The organism is Tessaracoccus massiliensis, from assembly GCF_000826065.2.
Classification (GTDB): Bacteria; Actinomycetota; Actinomycetes; order Propionibacteriales; family Propionibacteriaceae; genus Arachnia; species Arachnia massiliensis_A.
Window position 1 is genome coordinate 382,838 of record NZ_LN623541.1, and the last position, 12,907, is coordinate 395,744.

Here is a 12,907-nt window from a genome sequence, read left to right on the forward strand (position 1 = left end):
GCTACAGTGACCGGATGATCACGATGCCTTGGCTCACCCAGACACCGCGTCGCGCGGTGGACGCCGCCATCGGCGCGTACCAGCGCCACCTCTCCCCGCGAAAGGGATTCACGTGCGCCTACCTGGCGGCCGACGGTGCCCGCTCCTGCTCGGCGATCATCCGTACGCTGGTCGCTGAACGAGGCGTGCTCGGCGCCCTCCTGCCCACTCTGCGTCAGTTCGTCGCGTGCGGGCGCGCCGCCTCGGCGCTGCGCTCCGGCCCGCAGGCCGCGCAGGGCATCTGCTGCTGCGGCGGGATCCCCATCCCCTTCAAGTTCTAGCGCAGCGAGCCGTAGGTGCTCTTCGCCTTCTCCAGGGCGGAGACGTAACCGGCGCGCTCGTAGGCATCCGCAGGTGCGTCGGCGGGCACAGCGAGCAGGCCGCGGGCCTTCTCCAGAGTCAGCTCACGCGCCTGCAGCCACGCGGCCAGCCCGTCGACGAGGGTCTGGGCGTGAGCGGCGCCGTGGCGGATCAGCGACGACGTGGTCATCACCACATCGGCCCCCGCCAAGATGTACTTGACCACATCCTCGGCGGTGTCGACCCCGGTGGTCGCGGCCAGCGACCCCCGGATCCTGTCCTGCAGCACGGCGATCCAGGTGCGCGGCAGCCGCGCCTCGTTCGGCGTGCTCAGCGACACCCCGGATTCAACGGTGACCCGGTCGACGTCGATGTCGGGCTGCAGGAAGCGGTTGAACAGCACCAGGCCGTCGGCGCCCGCGTCGTCGAGGCGCTGCGCCATGTTGCCCACCGATGAGAAGAACGGGCTCAGCTTCACCGCCACCGGGATGTCGACGGCGGACTTGACGCCCGCCACGATCTCGAGGTGCCGCTCCTCCACCGCCGCACCCGGCATGGTGATGTCGCCGGGCACGAAGTAGATGTTGAGCTCGATGCCGGCGGCGCCGGCGTCGGCCAGTTGCCGCGCCTTCTGCGTCCAGCCGCCCATGGAGGCGCCGTTGAGGGAGGCGATGAGCGGCACGTCGATGGCTTTGGCGCCTTCCTCCACCAGCTTGAGGTAGGCGTGGCTGGCGTCCTTGCGTTCGGTCGCCACCGTCGGGAAGTAGCTCAGGGCCTCCGCATAGGAATCCTCGTACATCTCCTCCATCACGGCGTCGGCCTCTGCCTCGCGGCGGATCTGCTCCTCGAACAGCGAGTACATGACCACGGCACCCACGCCGCCGTCGGCCAACTCCCGGATCCCGTCGACCGTCTGCGACAGCGGCCCGGCCGAGGCGACGACGGGGTTGCGCAGCGCCAGACCCAGGTAGGTGGTGGTCAGGTCGGTCATGAGTCCCTCCTGGGGTCTTCGGCGAAGTCATCCGCGCGGCGGGCGGCGAGCTCCTCGTACTCGCCCCAGCGGCGGTCCACCTGTGCCTGCGCCAGGGACAGCAGCCGGTCGGCCTCCTCGGGATCCGCGGCACGCAGCACGCGGTAGCGCAGCTCCGAGCCCTGGTATTCCGCCAGCGTGACGCGGGGCCGCGGGGAGTCGAGCAGGAACGGGTTGCCGCCCGCGTCGCGGATGACGGGGTTGTAGCGCATCAGCGGCCAGTGGCCGGAGTTGACGGCCTTGTACTGCTGGTCGAGGCCCTTGCGCATGTCGAAGCCCTGGGCGATGCAGTGGCTGTAGGCGATGATCAGGCTGGGCCCGTCGTAGGCCTCCGCCTCGCGGAACGCCTTGAGCGTCTGCTGGGGGTCCGCGCCCATCGCCACCCGCGCCACGTACACCGATCCGTAGGCCGTGGCCTGCAGCGCCAGGTCCTTCTTGTTGGTCAGCTTGCCGCCGGAGGCGAACTTCGCCACCGCGCCCAACGGCGTCGACTTCGACGCCTGCCCGCCGGTGTTGGAGTACACCTCGGTGTCGAGCACCAGGATGTTGACGTTGCGCCCGCTGGCGAGCACATGGTCGAGCCCGCCGGAGCCGATGTCGTAGGCCCAGCCGTCGCCGCCCACGATCCACACGGAGCGCCGCACCAGGTGGTCGGCCACCGAGCGGAGATCCTCCGCCGCGGTGCCCTCCAGCCCGGCGATGAGCGGTTGCAGCGCCTTGACCCGCTCCATCTGCTCGGCCATCTCGGAGCCCTGCCGCTGTGGGGCATGGAGGATCTTGTCGACGAGCTCGTCGTCGCCGATCTGGTCGCGCAGTTCCACGAGCCGACGGCGGGCCAACTGCTCGTGCAGGTCCGCGGCCAGGCGGATGCCCAGGCCGAACTCGGCGTTGTCCTCGAACAGCGAGTTGGACCAGGCCGGGCCGCGGCCGTCGGCGTTCTTCGCCCACGGCGTGGTGGGCAGGTTGCCTCCATAGATGGACGAGCACCCCGTCGCGTTGGCGATGGTGGCGCGGTCACCGAACAGCTGGCTCAGCAGCTTCAGGTACGGCGTCTCGCCGCAGCCGGCACAGGCGCCGGAGAATTCGAACAACGGCTCCAGGAACTGGGTGCCGCGCACGGTGCCGAAGTCGACGTTGGCGCGCTCGTTGACGGGGATCTTCTCGAAGAAGTCCACCGCCTCGATGTCCTTCTCCCGCTCCAGCTTGGGCACCAGGTTGACCGCGCGGCGCGATGGCTGCCCGATGGGTTTGACCGGGCACGCCTCCACGCACAGCCCACAGCCGGTGCAGTCCTCCACGTAGACCTGCAGCGTGTAGCTGGTCGACGGCAGGCCGGCGGCGTTCAGCGGGGCGCTGAGGAAGCCGTCGGGCGCGCCTTCCAACTCGGTGGTGGGGTACGACTTGGCGCGCAGCACCGCGTGCGGGCACACGAACGCGCAGTTGCCGCACTGGATGCAGGCCTCCTCGTCCCATTCGGCCACGATCTCGGAGATGTTGCGCTTCTCGAACTTGGTGGTGCCCGACGGGTAGGTGCCGTCGATGGGCAGCGCCGAGACCGGCAGATCGTCGCCCTTGCCCTCCAGCATCGTGGCGGTGACGGTGCGGACGAACTTCGGGGCGCCGTCGGGCACCGGCGGGATGAAGCCACGCTCGGAGCTGGCGTCCGCGGGAATCTCCAGCTGGTACAGATCCGCCAGCGCGGAGTCGACGGCGAGGTGGTTCTTGCGCACCACCTCGGCCGACTTGCGGGCGTAGGTCTTCGAGATCGCGTCCTTGATCCTGCCGATGGCCGTCTCGCGGTCGAGCACCCCGGAGATCGCGAAGAAGCAGGTCTGCAGGATGGTGTTGGTGCGGCTGCCGAGACCGGCGGCGCGGGCCACCTTGTTGGCGTCGATCGCGTAGACGTTGATGCCCAGTTCGATGATCTTGGCCTGCATGGGCTTGGGCAGGTGGTGCCACGTCTCGTCACGGCCGTAGGGCGAGTTCAGCAGCAGCGTGGAGCCGGGGCGGGCGAACTCGAGCACGTCGACGCGCTCCAGGATCGACCAGTGGTGGCAGCCGATGAACCCGGCCTGGTTGACCAGGTAGGGCGCCTTGATGGGGTTGGGGCCGAAGCGCAGGTGGGAGACGGTGCGCGAGCCGGACTTCTTGGAGTCGTAGACGAAGTAGCCCTGCGCGAACAGGTCTCCCGACGAGCCCAGGATCTTGATGGTGTTCTTGTTGGCGCCCACGGTGCCGTCGGAGCCGAGGCCGTAGAACACGGCGCGCAGCGTCTCCGGGTCCTCGAAGTCGATGGCCGCGTCGTAGTCGAGTGACAGGTGCGTCACGTCGTCCTTGATGCCGACGGTGAACCGCGGCCGCGGCCGCTCGGCGCCCAACTCGTCGAAGATGGCCTTGACCATCGCCGGCGTGAACTCCTTCGATGACAGGCCGTAGCGCCCGCCGATCATCAACGGCAGCTTCTCCCGGCGGCCGTCGGCGACGGCCTCGGCCAGCACGGAGCTGACGTCGAGGAACATCGGCTCGCCGGAGGCGCCGGGCTCCTTCGTGCGGTCCAACACGGCGATGCGTTGCACGCTCGCGGGCAGCGCCGCGAGCAGCGCCTCCGTCGGGAACGGGCGGTAGAGCCGGATCTGGATCACGCCGACGCGCCCGCCGTCGGCGTTGAGGGCGTCGACCACGGGCGTGACCGCCTCGATGCCGGAGCCCATGATGATCACGACGCGCTCGGCATCCTCGGCGCCGTGGTAGTCCACCAGCCCGTAGCTGCGGCCGGTGAGCTCCTCGAACTGCCGCATGGCGTCCTCCAGGACGCTGGGCACCCAGTTGTAGAACGGGTTGGAGGTCTCGCGGGACTGGAAGTAGGTGTCCGGGTTCTGCGCCGTGCCGCGGATGAACGGGTTGGCGGGGCTGAGTGCGCGGCCGCGGTGCTCCAGCACCAGATCGCGGGGGATGTAGGCGCGCAGCTGGTCGTCGGTGATCCGCGTCATGGTATTGAGCTCGTGCGAGGTGCGGAAGCCGTCGAAGAAGTGCACGAACGGCAGGCGCGTGCGCAGCGTGGCCTGGTGCGCGATGGCGGCCATGTCGTGAGCCTCCTGCACCGACGCGGAGCTCAGCAGGCACACGCCCGTCTGCCGCACGGCCATGACGTCCTGGTGGTCGCCGAAGATGGACAGGCCCTGCGTGGCCAGGGAGCGTGCGGCGACGTGGAACACCGTGGAGGTGAGCTCGCCCGCGATGCGGAACATGTTGGGGATCATCAGCAGGAGACCCTGCGAGGCGGTGAAGGTCGTCGACAGCGCACCTCCCTGGAGGGCGCCGTGCATGGCGCCGGCGGCACCGCCCTCGGACTGCATCTCAATGACGGTGGGCACGATCCCGTAGATGTTGGGCCGCTCCTGCGCCATCCACTCGTCGGCCAGTTCGGCCATGGTGGAGCTGGGGGTGATGGGATAGATCGAGCACAGCTCGCTGACGCGGTAGGCGACGTCCGCCGCCGCCTCGTTGCCATCAATGATGGCCTGGGTCCCGTTGTCGCTCATCGGGCTCCTCCCTCGGGGATCATCTCGATGGCGTGCACCGGGCATTGCTCGTAACAGGTGGCGCAGCCCGTACATAACTCGTAGTCGAACCGGTAGCGGTTACCCTTGCCCAGCTTGATCACGGCATCTTCGGGGCAGGCGCCGAAGCAGCCGTCGCACTCGAAGCAGTTGCCGCAACTGAGGCAGCGTTGCGCCTCGAAGTTGGCTTCCTCGTCCGTGAGGCCGGAGACGATCTCGCCGAAGCCCTCCATCCGCTGCTCGACCTCGGCCTCCTCGTGCTGACGCCGGCCGTGGTCGCCGAAGTACCAGAGGTTCATCTGGTCGATGGTGACGACGGGGTGCTTCAGCGGCGGGACCCATTCCTCGTTGTTGAGGTAGGCGTCGATGCGGCGGGCGGCCTTCTTGCCGTGACCGGTGCCGATGGTGACGGTGCGGTCCGACGGCACGGCGTCGCCGCCGGCGAAGATGCCCGGCACCGCCGTCATGAGGGAGTGGGGGTCGACGTCGACCACGTCGTCGTGGAAACTCATGCCGGGGATGGCGCGCAGGAACTCGGTGTCAGCACGCTGGCCGAGGGCCAGGATGACCGTGTCTGCGGCGAGCTTCTCGAACCTGCCGGTGCCGCGCGCCTTGCCGTCCTCGTCGATCTCCATGATCTCGACGGTGAGGTCCTCGTCGTGCATCTCCTTGATGGTGCGCAGCCAGTTCATCTTCACTCCCTCGGTCTGGGCGCCCTCGAGTTCCTCGGCGTGCGCGGGCATGTGCTCCTGCGCGCGGCGGTAGACGACCACGGACTCCTCCGCGCCCAGGCGGCGGGCGACGCGGGCGGCGTCCATGGCGGTGTTGCCGCCGCCGTAGACCGCCACGCGGCGGCCGATGACGGGGCGCTCGCCCGAGGCGACGTCGCGCAGGAAGCTGACGGCGTCGACCACGCGGGAGGCGTCGTTCGAGGGGATGTCGACCCGCTTGGAGATGTGAGCGCCGACGGCGACGAACACCGCGTCGAAGCGACCCTCGGCCTGCGTGGCCAGGAGGTCCTTGATCGGGCTGTTCTGCCGGAACGCGACACCCAGCTCGCGGAGACGGTCGATCTCGGCGTCGAGGACGTCGCGCGGGAGCCGGTACTCGGGGATGCCGTAGCGCATCATGCCACCGGGCAGGTCGCCCGCATCGAAGATCTCCACCTCGTGCCCGAGCCTGGCCAGGTGGTAGGCGGCCGAGAGCCCGGAGGGGCCCGCACCCACCACCAGCACTCGGCGGCCGGAGCGACGCCGCGGCTTGGGGAACTGCCAGCCGTTGTCGATGGCGAGGTCACCGAGGTAGCGCTCGACGGAGTGGATGCTCACCGCCGCGTCGAGGTCCTTGCGGTTACAGGCCGTCTCGCACGGGTGGTAGCAGACGCGGCCGTGGACGGCGGGGAACGGGTTGTCGGCAACCAACTGCCGCCAGGCGGCCTCGGCCTGCCCTGCCTTGATGAGCCGCAACCACTCCTGGATGTTCTCCCCCGCCGGGCAACCGGCGTTGCAGGGCGGCAACATGTCGAGATAGATGGGGCGACGAGAGCGCACCGGCGCCACACGCCCCTGGCTCGCACTCAGATCCGGTTGGACCGTCATATCCCTGCGCTCGGAGGTCATCATCGTCCCTTTCCGTAACTACTCGCCATAGTAGGGGGTGGGGGGTATCACCTGCGGGGAGGGGGTGTCGCAAAAACGCCGAGCCTGGCAACCACCGTGAGCCGCAAAAACGCCGAGCCTGGCAACCACCGTGAGCAATTGGATGGGGTCACGGTCGCGACACGCCGTAAAACACAGGTCCTGCGGCCGTGACCCCATCCAATTGCTCATCGTGGGAGCGGGCTCGCAGTTCGTGGACAACTCCGACGGCCGACGCAGCACGCGAACGGGCCCCGGGGATCTCCCCGGGGCCCGTCGCGTCAGTGGCTACTTCTGCTGCTCAGCCAGCGCAGCCTCGATATCGAGGTCGCGGATCTGCTCGATGACCGAGTCGAGCTGCTTGCCGCTCAACATGCCGGCCTGGCGGAAGACGAGCTGGCCGGACTTGAAGCCCATGATGGTGGGGATGGACTGGATCTCGAGGGCCGCGGAGAGATCTCGGGCGTCCTCGGTGTCGACCTTCGCGAACACCACATCGTCGTACCGGCCGGAGGCCTCGTCGTAGATGGGCGCGAAGCGCTTGCACGGGCCGCACCAATCGGCCCAGAAATCCACCAGGACGATCTCGTTGTCCTTGACGGTGCTCTCGAAGTTCTCAGCGGTCAGGTCGGTGGTCGCCATGGGAGACCCCTTTCTCGTGTTGTCTCACGGTAAACGCGTTGTACCTACGGGTTATTCCGCCTGTCACTTCCGACCCTACCCCGGCTTGCGCCGCGACGGCCCACGCTTCCGCGGCCCGGGGCCACCAGCGGGGTCTATTTGATGGCGATGATCCGACGCATCGGCAGCGGCAGCTTCACCGGGCCCATCTGCAGGCGTTGGGCCAGGAAGTCGAGCGTGGCGGCGGTGCGTGCCGCGTCGACGGGGGCGCGCAGGCCGGCGAGGAAGTCCTCGGCGTCCTTCTCGTCAGCCAGCTCGTAGTAGTACTTGGCCCGCTTGTCCTCGGCCAGGGTGAGGCCCACCTCGCCGAGCGCGCGCTTGGCCTTGAACTCGGTCACGCCCGGAAGGTGCGGCGACGTGCGCAGGTGACCACCGAGCCGGCTGACGATCCTCAGGTCCTCGATGTTGGCCGGCCGCAGCGACGGCGTGAGCGCAGCGAACACGCCCCCGGGGCGCAACACGCGTGCGGCCTCGGCGAGGAAGCGCGGGCGGTCAGCGACCACAGAGATACCCAGCGAGGTCACCACCGCGTCGAAACTGCCGTCGGCGAACGGCAGATACGATGCGTGGCCCTGCACGAACGGCTCACGGCCGCGTCGCTGGCCCTCGCGTAGCTCTGCCTCGGAGCGGTCGAGGCCGACGACGAGGCGCCCGGGCTTCTGCAGCCGCTCCACCATGGCACCGGCGCCACACGCGAGGTCGAGCACCGTCGCGGCAGAGGCGGACACAGCCCTGGCCAACCATTCGTACGGGGTGCGGTCTCCGCCATAAGCGCGGGAGAGCACCTTCTCCATGGCGCCGGGCTGGCGGCCCCCGAACCACTTCAGCACGCCGTCGACGTCACTCATCAGGGCTCACAAAGATCAGTTCGGCGGCGGCAGGGGGCACATCGACGACGCGGTCGCCCAACGTGATGCGCACCACGCCTCCGATGCGGACGGCCTCGAACGACGTGGCGACATCGAAGCCGGCCAGCGCCAGTTCGCCGATCATCTCGGCATCGGCCTGGAGATTCTCGCTCATCCGCTGCAGGCAGAACCGCCGGGGTTCCTCCGAGACCAGATCGGTGAGCGGATCCGCGCCGTCGCGGAAGGGGGTGTGGTCGATGTCGACGCCCAACTCGCGCAACCCGGGGATGGGGTTGCCGTAGGGCGAGCGGGTGGGCGAATCGAGGATCTCCACGAGGCGCTTCTCCACATCGAGGGAAATGACGTGCTCCCAGCGGCAGGCCTCGTCGTGCACCTTCTCCCACTCCAGGCCGATCACCTCAGTGAGCAGGCACTCGGCGAGCCGGTGCTTGCGCATCACCTCACGGGCCAGCTTGGCCCCGGTGCGGGTGAGCTTGATCGTGCGGTCCTCCTCAACGACGAGCAGCCCGTCGCGTTCCATCCGCGCCACCGTCTGCGACACCGTGGGGCCGGACTGGTGCAGGCGCTCGGCGATCCGGGCCCGAAGCGGTTGGACGCCCTCTTCGAGGAGTTCGTAGACCGTGCGGAGATACATCTCCGTGGTGTCGATCAGGTCGCTCAATGCGGCCACCTCCTTCGCGGCTCATCCTATCCCGCACGCTGGGTCGGTGGCCCGCGAACGTCGCGACCCTGCAGCGAACCAGTCTCAGGGGGCGACGACCCACTCGCCGCGGCGCAGGACGCCGTGAAGCACGCCGGCGTCGTCGACCAGGCAGACGTCGGCGAACTTGCCGGGCGCGAGTTCGCCGACGTCGGGGATACCGTGCCACTTCGCCGGCGTGGTGGCCGACATCAGGGCGGCGTCGGGGATGGAGACGCCCACCTCCTGGACGACGAACTCGAAGGCGCGGGCCATGGTGAGGGTGGAGCCGGCGATGGCGCCCTGGCTGCCGTCGGTGGTGACGAGGCGGGCGGTGCCGTCCTTGACCTCCACCTTGAGTTCACCCAGGAGGTACTCGCCGTCGCCGATGCCGGTGGCACTCATCGCGTCGGTCACCAGCGCGACGCGCCCCGGCCCGGCTGCGTCGATCGACATGGCCGCGATCACCGGGGCGTGGTGGATGCCGTCGCAGATCAGTTCCACCATCACGCGCTCGTCGGACAGGAGCACGGGCACGGGGCCGGGCTCGCGGTGGTGGATGGAGCGCATGGCGGAGAACAGGTGGGTGGCGATGTCGGCGCCCCACCCGATGGACTGCGCGGTGACCACATCGTCGGCGTTGGAGTGGCCGAAGGCGACGTGCACGCCCGCCTCGACGAAGCGGCGCGTGGCCTCCTCGGAGTGGGCACGCTCCACCGCCATGGTGATCATCTTCAACGCGGGGCCGCCAGCCTCGATGAGTCGCTCGACGAACTCGGGCTCAGGGTCGCAGAGCAGCGACGGGTCGTGGGCGCCCTTCTTCTCCTCCGCCAGGAACGGGCCCTCGAGGTGGATGCCGGCGATCTCGCCGTCCTCGTACAGGCCGCGCAGCACCGCCTCCTGCTCCTCGAGCTTCTCGATGGGCTCGGTCACCGTCGAGGCGATGATCGTGGTGGTGCCCTGCGTGCGGTGGTAGTTGATGGCCTTGATGTTGGCCTCACGGTCCGGGTTGCCGAACGCGACGCCCACCGCGCCGTGGCAGTGCGTGTCGACGAACCCGGGCACCGCCCACAGCGTGCCCTCTCCCCCGCCGCCGGGCTCGATGGAGACGATGCGGTCACCGTCGACGGTGACCACGGCGTCGTCGATGACGCCGTTGGGAGTAACTGCGTGGGCAACCTTGATCTGCATGCCCCCATCCAATCACCACCTCGCCCGGGGCTCGACGGTGAACCCCCAAACGCGCAGCGTGGCTGAAGTGAGAAGATGGCCCCCATGGTGAGGATCCCTGACGACATGCTCCCCGGCGACGGCCGGTTCGGTTCCGGCCCGGCGAAGGTGCGCCCGGAGGCGCTCGACTACCTCGCGATGCGCTCAGACCTGATGGGCACCTCCCACCGGCAGGCCCCGGTACGTGATCTGGTGGCCACGGTGCAGCGGTCGCTGGCCGAGCTGTACCGCATCCCGGACGGGTACGAGGTGGTGCTGGGCAACGGCGGCGCCTCCCTGTTCTGGGACATGGCGGTGTTCTCACTGATCGAGCAGCGCTCCGCACACGGCGTGTTCGGCGAGTTCTCCCGCAAGTTCTCCCGCGCCGCAGCCCGCGCACCGCACCTGGCTGACCCGATGCTGTTCGAGGCGGAGGCCGGCGGGATCGCACTGCCACACTGCGCGGATGCCGACGTGCACGCCTGGGCGCAGAACGAGACCTCCACCGGGGCGACGGCCCCCGTCGAGCGGCGCGGCGGCGACGGATCGCTGGTGCTGATCGACGCCACCTCGGCCGCCGGTGGCATCGACGCCGACATCGCCGAGACGGACGTGTACTACTTCGCCCCCCAGAAGAACTTCTCCTCCGACGGCGGGCTGTGGCTGGCGTTCGCCTCGCCGGCCGCCATCGAGCGGGCCGAGCGGATCAAGGCGCAGGGCCGCTACCTCCCGGAGATCCTCGACTTCAGCGTGGCGGTGGCCAACTCCCGCAAGAACCAGACGCTCAACACGCCCGGGCTGGCCACCCTCATCCTGCTGGAGGATCAGCTGGGCTGGATGCTGGAACTCGGCGGGATGGACGAGGTGGCCGCGCGTTGCCGTCGTTCCACGCAGACGCTGTACGACTGGGCGGAGAACCGCAGCTTCGCGTCGCCCTTCGTGCCGGATCCTGCGCACCGCTCCCCGGTGGTGGCCACCATCGACCTCGACGACAGCGTCGATGCCAAGCAGCTCATCGCGACGCTGCGCCGCAACGGGATCGTCGACGTCGACCCGTACCGCGCGCTGAACCGCAACCAGTTGCGGGTGGGGTGCTACGCCTCCGTCGATCCGGAGGACGTGGAGGCGCTGACGCAGTGCCTCGATTACGTGATCGAGCGGCTCTGAGGTTCAGGTGCGCCAGAGGTAGGTGACGACCCCCGCGGCCACGGCCACCGCGCCCGCCAGGACGAGGGCCGTGATGGTTCCGGCGCGGGCGGGGCCCTGCTCCTCGGCGGGCCTGGCCTCGGCCGTCTCGGTGGGCGTCACCGTCGGTTCGGTGGGCGTCGGCGTGGGCGTGGCCACCGCCTCGGGAGCGACGGTGGTGGTCACGTCGGCGCCGGGTACCTTCGCCGTGCGGACTGCTGTGTTGCCGCCGACGAACAACTGATCATCCGCCCCGAGCGCGAGGGATTCCCCTTCCGGGGCGCCGACGAGGGTGTCGGTGACCAGAGGCTCCCAGGCCAGCGCGTCGATGTACTCGATGCCGGTGGCGGTGCGCAGCGCCATGGTGGAGCCGTCGCTGAGGAACACCCCGTCGGTGACGCCGGCCGGGGCGTCGTAGACCCGCACGAGGGTGTTCATCCGGTCGCGGGTGGCTTCGCCCCTGACGCGGTAGACGCCGGGGTTCTCGTCCGCCGTGACGATGTAGATGTTGCCGCGGCCCGAGATGAGCATGGCCTTGGCGTCGTGCGGGCCGTCCTCGTACTGGAAGTCGTAGGCGTGGTAGGTGCTGCGCTCGCCCTCCGTTGAGCCGAGCCGGTAGACGACGATGAATTCACGCTGGGCGGGGGTGTCGCCGATGTCGCCCACCCAGAGGCGGCCTCCGTACCAGGCCAGCGCCTGCACCGAGACCATGTCGGCCCCGAGGGTGACTTCCTTGGAGCCGTCCGCGTTGACGAACTGGCCGTCGTCCGCTGCCGGCCCTGCGAGCCAGAGTTCCTCGTTGCCGGGATCGAAGGCCATCCCGACGGCGGGCGTGGCCGTCTCGGGGACGGGGATCTCCTCGGCCAACGCGGGAAGCACGGCCGTGGCGAGGGCCAGGCCGCCAGCCAGCGCAGTAGCGGCGCTTCGGGAGAGGAGCTTCATGAGGAACCCCAGCATAGGGCGTTGCGCAGCGTCACGGTTGACCGCCCCAGATGGCGCTGGCGACGGCCAGCAGCACGAGGGCCAGCAGGACCCCCGTGACGATCAGGCGACGACTTTTCGGATTCACTGCGTCGATATTACGCGCAGGCTACCGTGGATCCATGCAGCGGCTCGTTGTCTACGCCATCTCCATCGATGACGTGCGCGACATCTTCCGGGCGCCTGAGCCTCTCGCCGAGCGCCTGCGTGCCGTTGCGGCCGAACGCTTCGCCGAGCCCAAGCCGCCCCGACGCAGCTGGTTCGGTCCCCTGATGCGCCGTGATCCAGCCACAGAGGTTGACCCGTCGAGGCCGCTGCGCACCGATGTCGACGCCCTGCTCACCGGCGCCTACATCGGCCCGGACCGCACCACCCAGGGGTGGCGGATCCTGCACGCCTGGATGGAGGAGCTGTCCGCCGCGCACCGCAGCATCGCCTGGGATGCCGAGGCGTTCGACCGCATTGAGTGGGACCTGGCCAAGTGCGGCCTCAACAGCGACTACTCGCTTCGCTCCCTGGCCGACCGGCAGTTGGGTTCCCCTCTTCGCCCGCTGCCCGGCCAGGTGGTGGGCTACGCCAAGCGGATCCACGCCCTCGAGGCCCTCGGCGAGTACCGGCGGGTCTTGGCGAACCCGGAGTGCCAGCCCGAGTCGCACGGCTGGCTCGAGCCCATCGTCGAGGTACTTGAGGCCGTCGCGGCTGGGGACGGCCTCGACGTCGCCGTGGTCGGCGACTGA

11 protein-coding genes are annotated in these 12,907 nt (G+C 69.3%); 3 read left to right on the plus strand and 8 right to left on the minus strand.

Annotated elements, in window-relative coordinates; all coding sequences use genetic code 11:
* Nucleotides 1–14 precede the first annotated feature (14 nt).
* Nucleotides 15–320: a membrane protein insertion efficiency factor YidD gene (gene yidD, locus BN1186_RS06135; RefSeq protein WP_218975409.1), complete on the plus strand. Its 306-nt coding sequence runs from the start codon at nucleotides 15–17 to the stop codon at nucleotides 318–320.
* On the opposite strand, the gene BN1186_RS06140 is transcribed toward yidD, so the two are convergent.
* The 7 genes from BN1186_RS06140 to BN1186_RS06170 form a co-directional block, all read right to left on the minus strand.
* Nucleotides 317–1,330, minus strand: coding sequence for a dihydroorotate dehydrogenase-like protein (locus BN1186_RS06140; RefSeq protein ID WP_040283236.1), 1,014 nt, complete (start codon nucleotides 1,328–1,330; stop codon nucleotides 317–319). The genes yidD and BN1186_RS06140 overlap by 4 nt on opposite strands.
* Nucleotides 1,327–4,911, minus strand: a complete 3,585-nt coding sequence (gene nifJ, locus BN1186_RS06145; protein WP_040283237.1) for a pyruvate:ferredoxin (flavodoxin) oxidoreductase — start codon at nucleotides 4,909–4,911, stop codon at nucleotides 1,327–1,329. The genes BN1186_RS06140 and nifJ overlap by 4 nt, the downstream gene beginning before the upstream one ends.
* On the minus strand, nucleotides 4,908–6,548 hold the full coding sequence (locus tag BN1186_RS06150; protein WP_040283375.1) for an NAD(P)-binding protein: 1,641 nt from the start codon (nucleotides 6,546–6,548) through the stop codon (nucleotides 4,908–4,910). Before BN1186_RS06150 ends, nifJ begins: the two co-directional genes overlap by 4 nt.
* 306 nt (nucleotides 6,549–6,854) lie before the next feature.
* Nucleotides 6,855–7,208, minus strand: a complete 354-nt coding sequence (gene trxA, locus BN1186_RS06155; protein ID WP_040283238.1) for a thioredoxin — start codon at nucleotides 7,206–7,208, stop codon at nucleotides 6,855–6,857.
* Nucleotides 7,209–7,342: 134 nt separating this feature from the next.
* Nucleotides 7,343–8,095, minus strand: coding sequence for a class I SAM-dependent methyltransferase (locus tag BN1186_RS06160; RefSeq protein WP_040283239.1), 753 nt, complete (start codon nucleotides 8,093–8,095; stop codon nucleotides 7,343–7,345).
* Nucleotides 8,088–8,777 carry a metal-dependent transcriptional regulator gene (locus BN1186_RS06165; protein ID WP_040283376.1) on the minus strand — a complete coding sequence of 230 codons (690 nt, stop codon included), beginning with the start codon at nucleotides 8,775–8,777 and terminating at the stop codon, nucleotides 8,088–8,090. Before BN1186_RS06165 ends, BN1186_RS06160 begins: the two co-directional genes overlap by 8 nt.
* An 84-nt stretch (nucleotides 8,778–8,861) precedes the next feature.
* Nucleotides 8,862–9,986 (minus strand): N-acetylglucosamine-6-phosphate deacetylase, encoded by a 1,125-nt coding sequence (locus tag BN1186_RS06170; RefSeq protein WP_040283240.1) that lies wholly within the window; start codon nucleotides 9,984–9,986, stop codon nucleotides 8,862–8,864.
* Between the two features lie 84 nt (nucleotides 9,987–10,070).
* On the opposite strand from BN1186_RS06170, the gene serC reads away from it, so the two are divergent.
* The gene (gene serC / locus BN1186_RS06175) at nucleotides 10,071–11,171 is read left to right on the plus strand and encodes a phosphoserine transaminase (RefSeq protein WP_082031133.1); all 1,101 of its coding nucleotides are present in this window, start codon (nucleotides 10,071–10,073) and stop codon (nucleotides 11,169–11,171) included.
* A 3-nt stretch (nucleotides 11,172–11,174) separates the two neighbouring features.
* On the opposite strand, the gene BN1186_RS06180 is transcribed toward serC, so the two are convergent.
* Nucleotides 11,175–12,131, minus strand: coding sequence for a hypothetical protein (locus BN1186_RS06180; protein ID WP_139650894.1), 957 nt, complete (start codon nucleotides 12,129–12,131; stop codon nucleotides 11,175–11,177).
* A gap of 161 nt (nucleotides 12,132–12,292) precedes the next feature.
* Here BN1186_RS06180 and BN1186_RS06185 point away from each other — a divergent pair, with 161 nt between their 5' ends.
* Nucleotides 12,293–12,907: a hypothetical protein gene (locus tag BN1186_RS06185; protein ID WP_040283243.1), complete on the plus strand. Its 615-nt coding sequence runs from the start codon at nucleotides 12,293–12,295 to the stop codon at nucleotides 12,905–12,907.